This is a genomic window from Haloarcula sp. MBLA0138, from assembly GCF_055632455.1.
Genome location: NZ_CM145746.1, coordinates 1,950,701 through 1,967,595 on the forward strand (window position 1 = coordinate 1,950,701; position 16,895 = coordinate 1,967,595).

The window sequence follows — 16,895 nt, forward strand, 5'->3', positions numbered from 1 at the left end:
GTTTCCGAACACGTACGGGGCGGTTCGTCGCCGCGCCCGTCACTCTCCGCTCTCGGCGGCCGCGTCGGTACCCGACGAGTCGTCACCCGGCGGGTCGACGGCCTCGGCCTCGGTCTCGGTGACGCGGATGCCCTTCGAGGCGAGGTGGCGCATCTGCCGGCGGACGAAGTCCTCCTCGGTCGTCCCGCGGGTGGCGAGGACGACCATCCGCGCGTCGCCGGCGGGCCGCATCGTCCGACCGGCCCGCTGTGCGCCCTGCCGGCGGGAGCCGCCCAGTCCGGAGGCGACGACGGCGAGTTCCGCGTCGGGGAGGTCGATACCCTCGTCGCCGACTCTGGAGACGACGAGCGTGTCCCGCTCGCTCCGGCGGAACTCGTCGAACAGCCTCTCCCGGCGGGCGTGGGGCGTCTCGCCGCTGATAAATGGGGCGTCGAGGGCCTCGCTGATGGCCTCGCCGTGGTCGATGTACTCGACGAACACCAGCGCCTTCGCCGCCGGGCGCTCGGCGAGGGTGTAGCGTATCTCCGCGACCTTCCCGGCGTTCTCGGCGGCGGCCTGCCGGCGGCCGTGGCCCGACGCGGCGGCGTACTCGCTGCGTTCCGCGTCCGTGCCCCACGGCACGAGCCGAATCTCGACCTCCGGCTCGGCGACGTACCCCTCGTCGAACAGCTTCCCCCAGTCGGTGCCGATGGGTGGGCCGACGAGCGTGAAAATCTCCTCCTCGTCGTCGCTCTCCCGGGTGGGCGTCGCCGTCAGTCCCAGCCGGTGTTTGCTCTGGAGGTCGGCGCTCCGGCGGAAGACCGGCGAGGGGATGTGGTGGCACTCGTCGTAGACGATGAGGCCCCACTTGCGCTCGTCGAACAGCTTCCGGTGGCGGTCCATCCCCGCGGTCCGGTAGGTGGCGACGGTGACCGGCCGTATCTCCTTGGTCCCGCCGTGGTACTCGCCGACCTCGTCGTCGGTCAGCGAGGTGTGTCTGACCAGTTCGTCGCGCCACTGGCTCGCCAGTTCGCGCGAGGGGACCAACACCAGCGTCTCGCCGCCGACGGCGGCCATCGTCCCCATGGCGGCGACGGTCTTGCCCGACCCCGGCGGGCCGACGAACACGCCCGAGCCGCGGTCGAGGAACCGCTCGACCCAGTCGCGCTGGTAGTCCCGCAGGCGCAGGCGCAGTTCCACGTCCAAGGCGTCGCCGGTCTCCAGTTCCCGGTCGTCGCGCACGGGGTAGCCGGCCTCGTACAGCGTCCGTTTGAGCCGGGCCGTCTGCTCCTCGTTGACCCACGACTCCGCGTCGGAGATGGGGGCCCGCAGGAGTTCGTCGTCCAGTTTCGGCCGGGCGACGTTACCCATCAGGTCGTCGCTCTCGGCTTCGAGAACGGTGTAGCCGTCCTCGTGGGTGTACAGCCGGAACTTCCGGGCGCGCTCCCACTGGCTCGTGACCCACTCCTCCAAGTGCGGCGAGCGCTCGCCGAGTACGTCCCGCATCGTCGCCAGCAGGTCCGACAGCGACTCGTGTGGCGCGGCCCAGATGTCGTCTTCCCGGAGTTCGTAGACGTAGCCGCCCGAGCGGTTGGTGTCCAGCAGGCGGGCGAACTGCGAGAGTTGCGCGCGCGTGAACTGCTCGGGGTGTTCGACCACGACCTCGCGGCGGTCGGGGAACAGGACGACCCGCTCGCGGTCGGTCACCTCGGTCACGTCCGTCGGGTACCAGACGGCGTCGACGCCGCTCACGTCCTGTCGCCGGATGTCGCCGGCCTCGGCGAGCGCCGCCAGCGCCTCGCGGGCCGCCTCGGGCGTCAGGTCGGTCTTGCGGGACAGTTCCGTCGCCGTCAGGTGGGGCCGCCCGACGGCGTCGATAGCGTCGTACACCGCGTCGAGTTCGAGCGCCGGGTCGCTTCCGTCGCTCTGGGTGGCCTCGTCGTCCCGCTCGCTCCCGTCGGCTGACTCCTCCGGTGTCACTACCGGAGGCAAGCGCCCGACGGGCAAACGGGTTTCGTCTGGCCGCCCGCCGAGCGTCGCCGGCAATACTCCCGCGGTGGGAAGGGGATTTACGTCTCAGCCCCTAACGCGACAGTGTGGCGACCCCCTACGAGATTCTCGGCGTCGACCCCGACGCGGACGACGGCGAGGTCGTCGACGCCTACCGCGAGCGGGTCAAGGAGGTCCACCCCGACCAAGGCGGGTCCGCGAGCGAGTTCCAAGCGGTGCAGGACGCCTACGAGCGCATCGTGGACGACGACGCCGACGCCGTCGAGCGCGACCCGCGGCCCCGCGAGGGACCGTCCCGGAGCGAGCGCACCGAGCCGTCCCGGGACGGCGACGACGACGAACCGGACGCGGACGACGAGGCAGACGACGAGGACCTGCTCCGCGTCGAGTACCTCAACTACGAGGTCGTCGCGGAACAAGGGTGGGAACTGGACGACCCGGACCTCTTCGAGAGGGCGGCCGAAGCCGGCCTCGACGACGCGGACTACGGCTCGTTTCGCGCCGAACCCGACGACTCGCTGCTCGCGGCGGCCGAGGCCGCCGACCACGCGTGGCCCTTCGCCTGCCGGGGCGGGGCCTGTACCAACTGCGCCGTGGCGGTCGTCGACGGCGACGTGGCCTCGCCCCAGAGCCACGTCCTCCCGCCGGACCTCGTCGAGCGGGGCATCCGGCTCTCCTGTATCGTGACGCCGGTCTCCGAGGACATGCAGGTCGTCTACAATCTCCGGCACATGCCCGAGGTCGGCGAACTCCTCCTGCCGGCCAGCCGGTTCGACGGCGCGACCTCCGACTAGAACAGGCCGTGGCCGTCGACGAGTGACGCGTAGCGCTCGGCGTACCGACCGGCGACGGCGGCGTGGTCGAACTCGGCGAGGGACTCGTCGACGGTGCGGTGGTCCAACTCCGCCGCGGCGACGATGCGGTCGGCTATCTCCTGTGGCGTCGTCACGCGGAACGCCCGGTCGCGGTGTTCGACGAGTTCGTGGGCGCTCGACTCCGCTTGGTACTCGACGACGCCGATACAGCCACAGGCGAGCGCCCAGAGCAGTTCGGTGGCGAACACCTCGCGGAAGGCCGTCTGGACGAAGACGTGTGCCCCCTTGTAGATGGAGACCCGCCGCCGTCGGTCGCAGGCCCCGACGAACTCCACGCGGTCGTCGATGCGCAGGTCGGCGGCCTCCTGCTCGTAGGCCGCCCGCTCGGGGCCGTCGCCGACGACGGTCGCCGACCAGTCTTTCCCCCGGAGTTCGGCGAGGGCGAGAAACAGCGACTCGACGTTGGCGCTCTCGTCCAGCGGGTGGGCGTACACCACGTCCACCTCGTCGTCGGCGTCGACCTCCCTGACGAGGTCCATGTCGACGCTCTCGGGCAACACCGCCGTCCGGTCGTCGGTGACCCCGCGCTCGCGGACGCGGGTGCGGACGAGTTCCGACGGCGTGACGACGCAGTCGGGCGCGCGGACCGCCCGGTCGCCGACCCCGTTCTCTGGCAAGGGGTCGTCGCCGAACCACTCCATCACCAGCGGGGCGCGGGCGAGGGTCGCGCCGACGCTGGCCGCGAGCGCCACGCTCGCCGGCGACGGGTAGACGTGGACCACGTCGGGCCGGTAGGCCGCCAACAGGCCGGGGAGCCGCACGGCGAAGGCCGGTTCGGTCGGCGAGACGGTGACGCCCCGGTAGGTTATCGGGCCGTCGCGGGCCCGCCGCTCGTGGCCGGGCCACCACTGCGAGCAGAAGACCGACACCTCGTGGCCGTCGTCGGCCAACCGGTCGGTGACCCGCTCCAGTCGTCGCCGGCCCACCGTGTCCCGGTAGTGACTCGTCTCCATGGCGACGACCGCGATACGCATACCCATCGGGACGACGGGGGCGCTCAAAAAGCCACCCGTTCCCCGCAAAGGGTTTTGCCGGTGTGGGGTCTCCGTGTCGGTGTGTACGACTACGCCCTCGAACGGTACCTGAACGTCCGGCGGGCCTACGGGGCCTCGTTCGCCCCCGACGGCCGCCTGTCGTTCCTGCTGGACGCGACCGGCGTCGGACAGGTCTGGACGCTCGACGAGCCCCGCGCGTGGCCCGAACAGCGCACCTTCTACGACGAACCGGTGAGCTTCGTCGACTACTCGCCCGAGCGGGCCGAACTCGTCTTCGGGATGGACGAGGGCGGCAACGAGCGAGCGCAACTGTACCGGCTGGACCGCGACGGCCGGGTGACCGACCTCACCGTGCGGCCCGACACCAAACATCGCTGGGGCGGCTGGTCGCCCGACGGCGAGCGCTTCGCGTTCGCGTCGAACCGCCGCGACGAGGCGGTCTTCGACGCCTACGTCCAGCACCGGGACGCCACCGGCGACGACGCCGAGTTAGTCTACGAGGGCGACGGCTGGTTCACCGTCGGCGGCTGGTCGCCCGACGGCGACCGACTCGTCCTCAGCGAGGCCCACTCCAGTTTCGACCAAGACGTGTACGTGCTGGACCTCGACAGCGGCGAGCGGACCCACCTCACGCCACACGAGGGGTCGGTCCGGTACACCAGCGCCTCGTGGGGGCCCGACGGCGAGGCGCTGTATCTCGTCACCGACGCCGACGGCGACACGCTCTCGCTGGCCCGCCTCGGCCTCGACGGAAGCCTCGAGACGGTGGTCGACGGCGGCGAGTGGAACATCGACGGCGTCTCGGTCGACCGTGACAGCGGCCGACTGGCGTACTCCCGGAACGTCGAGGGGTACACCGAACTGACCGTCGCCGAACTGTCGGGGCCGACCGAACTGACCGAGTTCCCCGCGCCGGACCTGCCGGGCGGGCTGGCCGGCGGCGTCGCGTGGGGGCCCGATGCCGAACGGTTCGCGGTCAGCGTCACCGGCCGGCGGACCAACACGAACGTCTTCGTCGTCGAGACGGCCACCGGCGAGAGCGAGCGCTGGACCGCCGCCGCCACCGCCGGCATCCCGCGCGAGACGTTCGTCGAGCCCGAAGTGGTCCGGTTCGACTCCTTCGACGACCGGGCGATTCCGGCGCTGTTCTCCCTGCCGCCCGGGGTCGGCGACGCCGCGGACGACGAGACATCGGCGGGCGGTGGCGAGGCGGCCGCCGGCACTGTGGGAGCGGCCGGGGACGGCGTGCCCGTCGTCGTCGACATCCACGGCGGCCCGGAGAGCCAGCGCCGCCCCTCCTTCGCGGGGCTGACCCAGTACTTCCTCTCGCAGGGGTACGCCGTCTTCGAGCCGAACGTCCGCGGCTCGACGGGCTACGGGAAGGCCTACACGCACCTCGACGACGTGGAAAAGCGGATGGACGCGGTGCGTGACCTCCGGGCCGGCGTCGACTGGCTCCGGGACCACCCCGCGGTCGACCCGGACCGCATCGCCGCGATGGGGGGCTCCTACGGCGGGTTCATGGTGCTGGCGGCGCTGACGGAGTACCCCGACATCTGGGCGGCCGGCGTCGACGTGGTGGGCATCGCCAACTTCGTCACGTTTCTGGAAAACACCGGAGAGTGGCGGCGCGAACTCCGCGAGGCCGAGTACGGCTCGTTGGCGACCGACCGGGACTTCCTCGAATCCATCTCGCCGGTCAACAACGTCGAGTCTATCGCCGCGCCGCTGTTCGTCCTCCACGGCGCGAACGACCCCCGAGTCCCGGTCGGCGAGGCCGAGCAGATAGCCGCCGAGGCCGGGGAGCGCGTCCCGGTCGAGAAGCTGCTATTCGACGACGAAGGCCACGGTATCAGCAAACGCGAGAACCGCATCGAGGCCTACACCCGCGTCGTCGACTTCCTCGACGAACACGTCTGAGTGCCTGCGGGGCGCGGGGCGGTCGAACGCTCACCCCACGCTCGAACCGTCCCGACCGGCGTTCTCGCGGTCGAAAACGATGCCCCGGATTTATCCGGGGGGCCTCCCAGTGACTGCCCATGGACGCTGCCGAACGCTCCCGCACGCTCGTCGAGGAGCGACTGTCTAATCTGGAGGCGGAGTTCGGGTCGGTGTCGGTCAACCAGACGACGTTCTCCGTCGGCGCGGACGCATACGAGCGGGCGCGCGAGCGGGCGCGAGAGGGGACGGTGGACGTACACGTCGTCGTCCGTAACGACGCCGGCGACGTGTTGCTCCGCGAGGGCGACGGCGAGTGGACGGTCCCGCGTGGCCGAACCGACCCTGACGAGTCTCTCGCCGCGGCGTCGGAACGCGCCGTCCGGGAGGGTGCAGGCGTCGACTGTACTGTGGAAGGAGCCGAACAGGCCACCATCTCCGGCGTCCGCAACGGCGACGACCCGGAGGCCGAGGCGGTCTACCGACTCAGCGTCGTCTTCACCGCGACCGTCGGGGACGACGCGACCGCCGAGGGCGACGCGGTCCGGTGGGACGCGGACCCCGAATCGCTCGAAGCTCTCGTTTAGACGACACCGGTGACCGTCGCTACCTCTCGGGCGGCGGCCTCGCTCATCCCGTCGCCCAGAATCGTGTAGCGGTCCCGTATCTCGTGGGCGGTCGTCAGCGCCTCAACGACCGTCGCCTCGTCGATTCCCAGTTCCCCGGCCGTCGTCGGCGCGTCGATGGACGCCAGCGCGTCGCGCACGTCGCGCCACTGGCCCTGTGGCCCGCTGTGGAGGTACTCAGTCATTATCGAACCGACGCCGACTTGGTGGCCGTGCAGCGCCGGTTCGGACCCGATACGGTCCAGTTGGTGCGAAAAGAGGTGTTCGGCACCACTGGCGGGCCGTGAGGAGCCGGCGATGGACATGGCGACGCCGGAGGCGACTAGCGCCTTGACCACTATCCACGACGACTCCTCTAACCCGCGGCGGATGGAGTCGGCGCTCTCGACGAGCATCTCGGCGGTCATCCGGGAGAGCGCCCCGGCGTACTCGGAGTAGGGGACATTTTTCAGCCGGTGGGCCAGCTCCCAGTCCCGGACGGCGGTGTAGTTGGAGATGATGTCCGCGCAGCCGGCGGTGGTCAGCCGCCACGGGGCCTCGGCCAGCACCGCGGTGTCGGCGACGACGGCCAGCGGCGGCTCGGCGGCAACGCTATGGCGCGTGTCGCCCTCGGGAACCGACCCCCGACCGGAGACGATGCCGTCGTGGCTGGCCGCCGTCGGGACGGAGACGAAGCCCAACCCGAGGTCGTCGGCCGCCATCTTCGTGATGTCGATGGCCTTCCCGCCGCCGACCCCCAGCAGGAAGCCCGCGTCGACCGCCTCTGCGTGGGCGATGACGCGCTGGACGGCGTCGAAACTCGCCGTCTCGACGACGATTTCGGCGGGGTCGTAGCCGGCGTCGGCGAACTGCTCGACGACGCGCTCCCCGGCGACCTCGTAGGGTGTCGGGCTAGCGACCACGAGGGGCCGCCCGCCGAGGTGGAGTTCCTCGACGGCGTCGATGGCCTCCGAGAGGACGCCGTGGCCCACCACGACGTTTCGCGGGAGCCGTATCCACGTCGATTTCTCGAACATACCGGTGTTCCACCCCGTGACGAGAAAGGGCTTGCGACGGGCGGCGCGCCCCGCTCAGTCGTCGGTCGACGCGACGAAGTCGGCCTCGGCGGCCTCGGCCGCGGCGTCGGCGGCGGCCGGGGGCTCGTTGCGCACGTCGTCGCGCTCGCGGTCGGAGATGACCTCGGCGTAGGCGTCGGGCATCACCTTCGTGAAGTTGTCCAGTTCGGCGTCCCAGTCTTCCAGCAGCGTCTTGGCACGCTCGGAGTCGGTGTAGGCGGCGTGGTTCTCGACGAGGCGGGTGACCATCTGGCGGTCCTTGCCTTCGAGGGAGTCCTCGATGGATACCATACCGGTGTTGGCCGAGTCGGCGAAGGTGCCATCGGGGTCGTAGACGTAGGCGACGCCGCCGGACATGCCGGCCGCGAAGTTCTTGCCCGTCTCGCCAAGCACCACGATGGCACCGCCGGTCATGTACTCACAGCCGTGGTCGCCGACGCCCTCGACGACGCCTTTGACCCCGGAGTTGCGGACGGCGAAGCGCTCGCCGGCCATCCCGTTGACGTAGGCCTCGCCTTGGGTCGCACCGTACAGCGCGACGTTGCCGATGACGATGTTCTCCGTCGGGTCGAACGGTGCCTGCTCGGGCGTGTTGACGACGAGCTTCCCGCCCGAGAGCCCCTTGCCGACGTAGTCGTTGGCGGTGCCGGTCAGGTCCATCGTCACGCCCTGTGCGAGGAACGCGCCGAAGGACTGGCCGGCCGTGCCGTCGAAGTCGACGCGGACGGTGTCGTCGGGCAGCCCGTCGCCGCCGTGTTCGCGGCAGATGCGGTTCGACAGCGTCGCGCCGACCGCGCGGTCGACGTTGTCGATGTCGGTGTCGATGGCGACGGGGTCGCCGCTCTCGATGGCGTCCTCGGCGGCGTCGATGAGGTCCCAGTCGAGCTGCTCGTCGACCTCGTGGGTCTGCTCGCGTTGCTTGTAGCGGCCGTCGCTGTCCGACGGCGACGCGATGACCGAAGAGAGGTCGAGCTTCTGGGCCTTGGGCTGGGAGACGTCGTCGCGCTGGGCCAGCACCTCGGGACGGCCGATCATCTCCTCGACGCTCTCGAAGCCCAGTTCGGCCATTATCTCCCGGAGCTCCTGTGCGACGAACGTCATGTAGTTGACGACGTGCTGGGGCTCGCCGGGGAAGCGGTCGCGGAGGTTCTCGTTCTGCGTGGCGACGCCGACCGGGCAGGTGTTCTCGTGGCACTGGCGGGCCATCACACAGCCGGAGGTGACCATCGAGGCGGTCCCGAACGCGAAGCCCTCCGCGCCCAGCAGCGCCGCGACGGCCACGTCGCGGCCGGTCTTCATCCCGCCGTCGGCGTTGATGCGGATGCGCGAGCGCAGGCCGGTCGCACGGAGCATCTGGTTGGCCTCGGCGACGCCCAGTTCCCACGGGAGGCCGGCGTTCTTGATTGAGGTCTTGGGCGAGGCCCCGGTGCCGCCGTCGTGGCCAGAGATGTGGACCACGTCGGCGTTGGCCTTGGCGACGCCGGCCGCGACGGTGCCGATGCCGTCCTCGGCGACCAGCTTGACGTTGATGTCAGCCTCGGGGTTCGCGGCCTTCAGGTCGTGGATGAGCTGTTTGAGGTCCTCGATGGAGTAGATGTCGTGCAGCGGCGGCGGCGAGATGAGGCCGACGCCCGGCGTCGCGTACCGGACGTGAGCGATCATCTCGTTGACCTTCTTGCCGGGCAGGTGGCCGCCCTCGCCGGGCTTGGACCCCTGTGCCATCTTTATCTGCAGTTCGTCGGCCTCAGCGAGGTACTCGGAGGTGACGCCGAAGCGGCCGGAGGCGACCTGCTTGGTCGTACACTCCTTCTCGGTGCCGAATCGCTCGGGGGGCTCGCCGCCCTCGCCGGTGTTGGCGTTGGCCCCGAGCCGGTTCATGGCGATGGCGTTGTTCTCGTGCATCTCCGGGGAGAGCGACCCCAGCGACATCGCCGCCGTCTCGAAGCGCTCGACGACTTCCTCGACCGGTTCCACGTCCTCGATGGGGATGGACTCGCGGTCGGTGTCGAACTCCAGCAGCCCTCGCAGGGTCTGGAGTTGCTCGTTCTGGTCGTTGACCAGTTCCGCGAACTCCTTGTAGGTCTCGTAGTTCCCCGTCCGGACGGCCTGTTGGACCTTCCCGACCGTGTTGGGGTTCCACTGGTGGTGGATGCCGTTCGAGCGGAACTCGTACTCGCCCTGTCGGGGCATTTTGGGCTCTTCCTCGCTCCACGCCACGTCGTGGCGCTGGTGCAGGTCGTCGGCTATCTCATCGATGCCGATACCCTCGGTCCGGCAGGTCGTCCCCTCGAAGTACTCGGCGATGAAGTCCGAGGAGAGGCCGACGGCCTCGAAAATCTGGGCCCCTTGGTAGGACTCCACGGTAGAGATGCCCATCTTCGCCATCGTCTTCAGCAGGCCGTCCTCGACGGCGGTGATGTAGGCGTCGATGGCCTCCGCGAGGTCCGCGCCGTCGGGACCGGCCACGAGGTCCTCGATGGTCTGGTAGGCCAGATAGGGGTTGACCGCGCCCGCGCCGTAGCCGATGAGCGTGGCGAAGTGATGGACCGCACGCGGGTCGCCGGACTCGACGACGAGGCCGACGTGGTTGCGCAGGCCGTTGCGGACGAGGTGGTGGTGGACGCCGCCGACCGCCAGCAGCGACGGGATGGGAACACGGTCCTCGCCAGCGTTGCGGTCAGAGAGGACGACGATGTCGTGTTCCTGTGCGGCCGCGTCGGCCTCCTGCCGCACGGCCTCGATAGCCGCCCGGAGGTCCGTGCCGCGCTCGTAGGTGATGTCGACGACCTTCGTCGACATACCGTTCTCGCTCAGGTCCTTGATGGCCGCCGTCTCCTCGTCGGTGAGGACCGGCGAGTCGAGCACCAGTTGCCGGGCGTGGTCCCGGCTCTCGTCGAGCAGGTTCCGCTGGAAGCCCAGCCGCGACTCCAGCGACGTGACCAGTTCCTCGCGGATGTAGTCGAGCGGCGGGTTCGTCACCTGCGCGAACAGCTGTTTGAAGTAGGTGAACAGCGGGCGGTTGAACTGCGACAGCACCGACAGCGGCGTGTCGTCGCCCATGGAGCCGACGGGGTCTTTCCCCTTCTCGGCCATCGGCTCGATGAGGTGGTCCACCTCGTCGTAGGTGTAGCCGTACATCGCCTGATGGCTCCGGAGGCCGCCGACCTCGTCCCGGGGCGTGTTGTCGGCGCGTTCGGCCACGTCGTCGATGTCGACCTGTTCCTCGGCGACCCACTCGCCGTAGGTCTCGTCGGTGATACCCTCGAAGACCTCCTCGTCGGGGATGACCCGCCCCTCCTCGGGGTCGGCGAGGAAACACTGGCCCGGCTGGAGGCGGCCGCGCTCGGCGATGTCGGCGGCGTCGTGGTCCAGCGCGCCGGCCTCGGAGGACATGACGAGCGTGTTGTCCTCCAGGACGTCGTACCGGCAGGGGCGCAGGCCGTTGCGGTCCAGCACCGCACCGATGCGGTCGCCGTCGGTCGCGGCGACGAGTGCCGGGCCGTCCCACGGCTCGACCAGCGAGGCGTGGTAGTCGTAGAACTCCCGCCGGTCGCCCGAGACGTCGTTCATCTCGCCGCGCCACGCCTCGGGGATGAGCATCCGCAGAGCGTGGGGGAGGTCACGACCGCCACGGAGCAGCAGTTCGAGGGCGTTGTCGACGCTCGCGGTGTCTGACTGTTCGGGGTCGTCGATGATGGGCTTTATCTTCCCCAAGTCGCCCTCGAACTCGTCGCTGTCGATGTCCGTCTCGCGGGCGCGCATCCAGTTGATGTTGCCCTGAATGGTGTTGAACTCGCCGTTGTGGATGATGCGGCGGTATGGGTGTGCGAGGTGCCACGCGCCCAGTGTGTTCGTCGAGAACCGCGCGTGGACCATCGCGAAGGTCGACCGCATCCGGTCGTCGGACAGCTCCGGATAGTACTCGGGGAGCTGTTCGGCCGTCAGCAGTCCCTTGTAGACGACTACGTCGGTCGCCAACGAGACGACGTAGAACCGCCCGTGACCCGGCGGCTGCTCCTCCTCGACGGTGTTTTCGAGGACCCGGCGGCCCACGTACAGTCGGTCCTCGAAGTCGCCCTCGGCGTCGGCCCGCGGGGTGACGAAAAACTGGACCACGTCGGGCTCGGAGTCGAGCGCCGTCTGCCCGAGGTCGCTGTTGTCCGTCGGCACCGACCGCCACTCGACGACTTCCAGCCCTTCGCCGGCCAGTTCGGTCTCGACGAGGTCTTTCAGGTTCGCGGCGTCGGCGTCGTCCTGCGGGAGAAAGAGCGTGCCGACGGCGTACTCCCCGGGTTCGGGGAGGTCGGCGTCGAGTTCGTCCTGAAAGAAGGCGTGCGGGACCTGAAACATGATGCCGGCCCCGTCGCCAGTGTTTTGCTCGGCTCCGGTCGTGCCGCGATGTTCGAGGTTCTCGAGGAGTTCGAGACCGTCCGATACCACCCAGTGGTCGCTGTCGCCGTCGAGGTCCATGACCACCCCGACGCCGCAGTTCGACCGTGTGTCAGTCGGGTCCGCGAGCCCGGCCTCGCTCGCGGATTCACCAGTCGGTCGCTCAACCATGTGTACTCGGCTAACGACTACTCCTACAAATGAGTGTCCCTCAAAGGCTAAGGGCGTGTTAATGCCAAATTAGGAGATATTAACATCTTAGTGTGTTAGGGGGTGTCTATAATTATTGTTCGAACGCGACGACGGCCCCGCTTCTGACCTCCCTCTCGGGGTCGAATCCGGCCGCCGTCTGCCGTTCGTATGACCGGAGTCTGACGGTACTTTATATATCACCGGCGGGCATGCTCTCGTGGGGGCACGGAGAAACGTCACACGCTCCCCGACCCCATTTCCGGGGACAGCGGCGTCCCGCGCCGCCGATGCCTGACTCTCAATGCGATATCGCCGGGTCGTTTCAGAACCAGAAACCTCTGGTGCTGTTATAGGGGTGTCCCCGCCCACGCCTACGGTACAGACTGGTATCGATGTCCGGACGAACTATCTCCCCGACCGGGACCGAGACGGCCGACGACGAGCGCACCGCGACCGACCGTGACGCGGGCGACGCGGAACCGCCCGACGACGAGTCGCCCGACGACGCCGGCTACGACGCCGCCTTCGACGACGAGGCCGTCACGTCGGTCATCGACGACGCGTGGCGCGACTACACCGGATGAGGCGACGGACCGGCCGGCGGGACGCCGCGACGGCGCGTGAGACGCCCCGGTGGCCGGAGTAGCCGTCTTTATCTACCGGTCGCTACAATCCCGGGACATGTCCACCCCTCCACAGCGACAGGACGCCGCCGCGACGCTCCGAACCGCCGTCGGCTGGCTCCGCGAAGCCCCGGCGCTCATCGGCCTGTTTCTGGCGTTGGCGCTGGCTAACGCCGCCGGCCAGATACAGGTACTCGTCTCGCTGCTGGGCTCCCTGTTCGGCCTCATCTGTGCCGGCGTCGCCCACCGCTACGCGGCCGACTTGGTCGCGGACCGGACGCCGGAACTGGCCGCCCACGCCGCCACCGTCGCCGGTCGCCTGCTGTCGCTGTTGGGCATCGCCTTGCTCACCGGTATCGCCGCCGGCATCGGCTTCGTCTTCCTCGTCGTCCCCGGCGTCTACCTCGCCCTGCGACTGGCGCTCGCGCCGGCCGCCTGCGTCATCGACGACCTCTCGGCCGGCGACAGCCTCTCTGCCAGTTGGGAACTGGCAGAGGGAAACCTGCTGAAGCTGTTCGGTATCAACGTCGTGACCAACGGTATCTCGGTGGCCGTCGCCCTCGCCGTCATCCTCGGGGGCGGCTACGTCGACCCGCTACTGCAGGGGAACCAGCAGGCGCTGTTCGAACTGTTTCTCGTACTCGCACCGGTCAGCGCCGTCGTCGGCCCGGTCGGCCAACTCGCCGTCGCGCGCGTCTATCTGGAGAACCGCGACGGCGGCGACGACGCCGAGGCGGACCTGACCGCCCAGCCCGGCGACGCGGGCTGGGACGTGGAGTAGCCCGCCACGGCCGGCGGCCGGCCACTCAGTAGCTCTTCGCGAAGTACGCGGTCTCCTCGGCGGCCTCGCCACAGATGGCGCAGTCGTCGTGGATGGGCTCCTCGTCGCGGTCCAGCGGGACCATCACGATTTCGGCGGCGATGGCCTCCTTGATGGGCTCTTCGCAGGCCTCGTCGCCGCACCAGCCGGCCTTGACGTAGCCGCCGTGCTGGCCGATGGTGCCCAGAATCTCCTCGCGGGAATCGGCCTCGCGTATCTCGCCGTCCAGCGTCTCCTCGGCGCTCGCGTACAGCTTCCCGTGGACGGTGTCGAGGTGGTCCTGTACCGTCTCGGCGACGCCCTCGCGGGCGACGGTCTCGCTCTCGCCGTCGGGGCGGTGGACTAGCGTCGCCTCGCCGTCCTCGACCTCGTGGGGGCCGATTTCGACCCGCAGCGGGACGCCGTGCAGCTCGTGTTCGTTGAACTTGAAGCCGGGGTTTCGGTGTTCGCGGTCGTCGAGTTCGACGCGGACGCCGGCCTCGTCCAGTTCGGCGGCGAGGTCGGCGGCGTACTCGACGACTGCCTCCTGATTGTCCTCCTGCCAGATGGGGACGACGACGACTTGGTCGGGCGCGAGCGCGGGCGGGAGCACCAGCCCTTGGTCGTCGGAGTGGGTCATGATGAGCGCGCCCATCGCGCGCCACGAGAGGCCCCACGAGGTCGTGTGGGCCGTCTGCTCCTCTTCGTTTTCGCCGGCGTAGGTGATGTCGAAGGCCTCGGCGAAGGAGGTCCCCAGATAGTGGGAGGTCGCGGCCTGCACGCTCTTGCCGTCGGGCATCAGCGCCTCGACGGTCGTCGTGGTGTGTGCGCCGGGGAACTTGTCGTGGTCGGGCTTGCGACCTTTCAGCGGCGGCATCGCCATCACGTCCTCGTAGAGGCGGGCGTACTGGTCCAGCCGGGTCATCGTCTCGTCCCACGCGCCGTCCGCGTCCTCGTGGGCGGTGTGGCCCTCCTGCCAGAGGAACTCTTTGGTGCGGAAGAAGGGCTTGGTCTCGGTGGCCTCCCAGCGGACCACGGAACACCACTGGTTCAACCGCATCGGCAGGTCGCGGTGCGAGCGGGTCCAGTCGGCCATGAACGGGGCGATGATGGACTCGCTGGTGGGCCGGACCGCCAGCCGCTCCTCCAGTTCGTCGTGGCCGCCGTGGGTCACCCACGCCACCTCGGGGTCGAACCCCTCGACGATGTCCTTCTCGCGTTCGAGGAACGACTCCGGGATGAACATCGGGAAGTAGGCGTTCGTGACGCCGGTGTCCTTGAACCAGCCGTCGAGGTGGTCCTGAATCCGCTCCCAGACGGCGTAGCCGCGGGGCTTGGTGACGATGAACCCGCCCATCGGCGCGTAGTCCGCGAGGTCGGCCTTCTGGACGACTTCGGCGTACCACTCCCCGGGCGAATGCTCCTTGCTCTCTGTGATTCCCAGCTCTTGCTCGCCGCTCATTACCGGAAGGGTGGCCCACGCCGCTAATAAACTCCCCGAAGGGGCGTCACGTCCCCGTACGGCGGCGTCGGCGGTCGAGCGCCCACACGGCCAGCGCCGCGGCCGCAGCGACGAGGCTCGGCCACACGTCGGAACTCAGATACAGGCCCGCCGACGGGAACTGCGCCCACGTGAACGGGTAGAGGTACGGGGGCGACGCCCCGCCGGCCCGGACGACGCCGTAGTCCAGCGCGACGTGGACGGCGACGCCGCCGACGAGCGCGGCCAGCACCGGTCGTCGCTCCCGGCGGGTGACCGCGAGCGAGGCGAAACCGGCCGCGAGCAGCCCGACACCGAGAGTCTGGAGTGCGAGCCAGCCGATGTCGACGCCCAGCACCGTCGAGCGAAGCGAACCCAGCAGGAGGTACACCTTCGCGGCGTCGGGCAGGACCGCGCCGACGACGGCGAAGGGGACGTGCCGGCGACCCAGCGGGAGCACCCACGTCGCCACGGTGGCGAGGACGTACCCCGCCAGCGCGTGGGTCAAGAGGTCGGTCACGGCCACCGCCCTCCGGCGTCGGCTCCGCCGTGACCGTCAGTTCCGTTCTCCGTCTCACCGCCGGCGTCCGCGTCGACCCCATCGTCGCGGGGCACCAGCGCCCACGCCGAGCGGTCGAGTCGCCACCGGGCGAACACGAACAGGCCGGCACCCAGCAGCGCCAGCGCCGACACGGCGTACATGTACCACCGGTTCGCGGCGTCGACGACAGAGATTCGACGGACGTCGACGACGCGGCCGGGGCGGGCCGTGCCGGCCACCTCGACGGAGTCGCCCGCGTCGACCGACGGCGGGACCGGCGTCGTCCACACGGTCCAGCGGCCGTCGGTGAACTCGCCGTCGTCGACCGCCGTCACTTCCAGCCAGACGACGACCGTCTCGCCGTGGAACGCGGCGTAGTCGTCGGCGAGTTCGGCCTGCGTGGGGTAGGTCGCCTGCTGGTCGACGGTCGCCGCGTAGTCGGCCGCGAGCAGCCCCGCCGCGGACAGAAGCGCAATCGCGAGCAGGAGGCGGCGGGCGACCGAGCGCATCGCCCGCGCCTACCGCCGCCCGGCGAAAACCGTTTGCGGTCGAGGGGGCGCGGTGCGGGCCGGCCGACGGCGAGAACGTCCCACTCAGGGGCCGATGGTCGTCAGCGACGCCACCGAGTCCGCTACGCGCCGCCCCATCCCGGTCCCGGTGAAGCTCGGTGCCGGGTCGGCGTCGACGGCGTAGTAGCCGTCGGTGCCCTCGACGAAGGTGACCGCCAGCGCCCGCGCGTCGAACCGGTCGAGCAGCTCCCGGACCCGCGTGGCGAGGGTCACGTCCACGTCGGCCTCGCCGACGAGTTCGTCCGGCCCGGTCAGCTCCGAGCGGACGGCGAGCGCCCGCAGGTGGGTCTCGCGGCCGTCGTCGACGGCGTAGTACTTGTACTCGACGGGGTCGGTACGGACCCGCTCCTGATAGAACTCGCCGCCCGCGCCCCACGCGTAGCGGGACCTGACGACAAACTCCCCGTCGAGGGGGTCGACGCCCACCGCGGGGACGCGACAGCCGACGGCTTCGAGCGCGCCGAGCGCGACCAGCCGACACGACAGCGCCGTCGTCGGGACGAACCCGTTCCACGTGGGCACGCCCGCCCGGTCGGCCGCCCGGAGCGCGGCGAACGCCGACGGGCGCAGGGAGCCGTTGACCAGCGCCGCCGTCGCCTCGACTGCGGCCGGTGCGACCGGGTCCGCCGGCGGGAAAAAGCGGACCTCGAACCCACGCGCCGCAAGCCGCTCGGCGACCGGCCAGAAGACGGCGTGGTCCGGCTCACAGACGAACCCGATGGTGTCCATGCGGTCGCGTCGAACGGAGGCAGTAAAAAAGTGGGTCCGCACGGGCGGGTCCGGGGCCGCCCTCCCCCGGTTATTTCAGGGTCGAGCGGCGCTCG

At 69.9% G+C, this 16,895-nt stretch carries 13 protein-coding genes; 5 read left to right on the forward strand and 8 right to left on the reverse strand.

What is annotated here, in order from left to right; genetic code table 11:
• Positions 1-39: 39 nt before the first annotated feature.
• On the reverse strand, positions 40-1,959 hold the full coding sequence (locus ACV7JO_RS10365; protein ID WP_470353336.1) for a DEAD/DEAH box helicase: 1,920 nt from the start codon (positions 1,957-1,959) through the stop codon (positions 40-42).
• A 116-nt stretch (positions 1,960-2,075) separates the two neighbouring features.
• On the opposite strand from ACV7JO_RS10365, the gene fer reads away from it, so the two are divergent.
• Positions 2,076-2,783, forward strand: coding sequence for a ferredoxin Fer (gene fer, locus ACV7JO_RS10370; RefSeq protein ID WP_470353337.1), 708 nt, complete (start codon positions 2,076-2,078; stop codon positions 2,781-2,783).
• Here fer and ACV7JO_RS10375 read toward each other — a convergent pair.
• On the reverse strand, positions 2,780-3,838 hold the full coding sequence (locus ACV7JO_RS10375; protein WP_470353338.1) for a glycosyltransferase: 1,059 nt from the start codon (positions 3,836-3,838) through the stop codon (positions 2,780-2,782). The two genes, fer and ACV7JO_RS10375, sit on opposite strands and share 4 nt — an antisense overlap.
• Before the next feature lie 81 nt (positions 3,839-3,919).
• Here ACV7JO_RS10375 and ACV7JO_RS10380 point away from each other — a divergent pair, with 81 nt between their 5' ends.
• The gene (locus ACV7JO_RS10380; protein ID WP_470353339.1) at positions 3,920-5,779 is read left to right on the forward strand and encodes a S9 family peptidase; all 1,860 of its coding nucleotides are present in this window, start codon (positions 3,920-3,922) and stop codon (positions 5,777-5,779) included.
• A gap of 119 nt (positions 5,780-5,898) precedes the next feature.
• On the forward strand, positions 5,899-6,384 hold the full coding sequence (locus ACV7JO_RS10385; RefSeq protein WP_470353340.1) for an NUDIX domain-containing protein: 486 nt from the start codon (positions 5,899-5,901) through the stop codon (positions 6,382-6,384).
• Here the strand turns inward: ACV7JO_RS10385 and ACV7JO_RS10390 are convergent.
• Entirely contained in the window at positions 6,381-7,439 is a 1,059-nt protein-coding gene (locus ACV7JO_RS10390) for an NAD(P)-dependent glycerol-1-phosphate dehydrogenase (RefSeq protein ID WP_470353341.1), read from the reverse strand. The two genes, ACV7JO_RS10385 and ACV7JO_RS10390, sit on opposite strands and share 4 nt — an antisense overlap.
• A 54-nt stretch (positions 7,440-7,493) precedes the next feature.
• Complete coding sequence (gene gltB / locus ACV7JO_RS10395) at positions 7,494-12,038, reverse strand: glutamate synthase large subunit (RefSeq protein ID WP_470353342.1); 4,545 nt, start codon at positions 12,036-12,038, stop codon at positions 7,494-7,496.
• A gap of 413 nt (positions 12,039-12,451) precedes the next feature.
• Between gltB and ACV7JO_RS10400 the strand changes: the two genes are divergently transcribed.
• Positions 12,452-12,643, forward strand: coding sequence for a hypothetical protein (locus tag ACV7JO_RS10400; protein ID WP_470353343.1), 192 nt, complete (start codon positions 12,452-12,454; stop codon positions 12,641-12,643).
• A 97-nt stretch (positions 12,644-12,740) separates the two neighbouring features.
• On the forward strand, positions 12,741-13,463 hold the full coding sequence (locus ACV7JO_RS10405) for a DUF7847 domain-containing protein (RefSeq protein ID WP_470353344.1): 723 nt from the start codon (positions 12,741-12,743) through the stop codon (positions 13,461-13,463).
• A gap of 25 nt (positions 13,464-13,488) precedes the next feature.
• Here ACV7JO_RS10405 and proS read toward each other — a convergent pair whose 3' ends face one another.
• The 4 genes from proS to ACV7JO_RS10425 all read right to left on the reverse strand — a co-directional run bounded on the left by proS (position 13,489) and on the right by ACV7JO_RS10425 (position 16,800).
• On the reverse strand, positions 13,489-14,943 hold the full coding sequence (proS, locus tag ACV7JO_RS10410) for a proline--tRNA ligase (protein ID WP_470353345.1): 1,455 nt from the start codon (positions 14,941-14,943) through the stop codon (positions 13,489-13,491).
• Between the two features lie 46 nt (positions 14,944-14,989).
• A complete protein-coding gene (locus ACV7JO_RS10415; protein WP_470353346.1) occupies positions 14,990-15,481 on the reverse strand; it encodes a metal-dependent hydrolase in 492 nt (163 codons plus the stop codon).
• On the reverse strand, positions 15,478-16,011 hold the full coding sequence (locus tag ACV7JO_RS10420) for an OB-like fold-containing membrane protein (protein WP_470353347.1): 534 nt from the start codon (positions 16,009-16,011) through the stop codon (positions 15,478-15,480). Before ACV7JO_RS10420 ends, ACV7JO_RS10415 begins: the two co-directional genes overlap by 4 nt.
• An 84-nt stretch (positions 16,012-16,095) precedes the next feature.
• Positions 16,096-16,800: a hypothetical protein gene (locus ACV7JO_RS10425; protein WP_470353348.1), complete on the reverse strand. Its 705-nt coding sequence runs from the start codon at positions 16,798-16,800 to the stop codon at positions 16,096-16,098.
• Between the last annotated feature and the right edge of the window lie 95 nt (positions 16,801-16,895).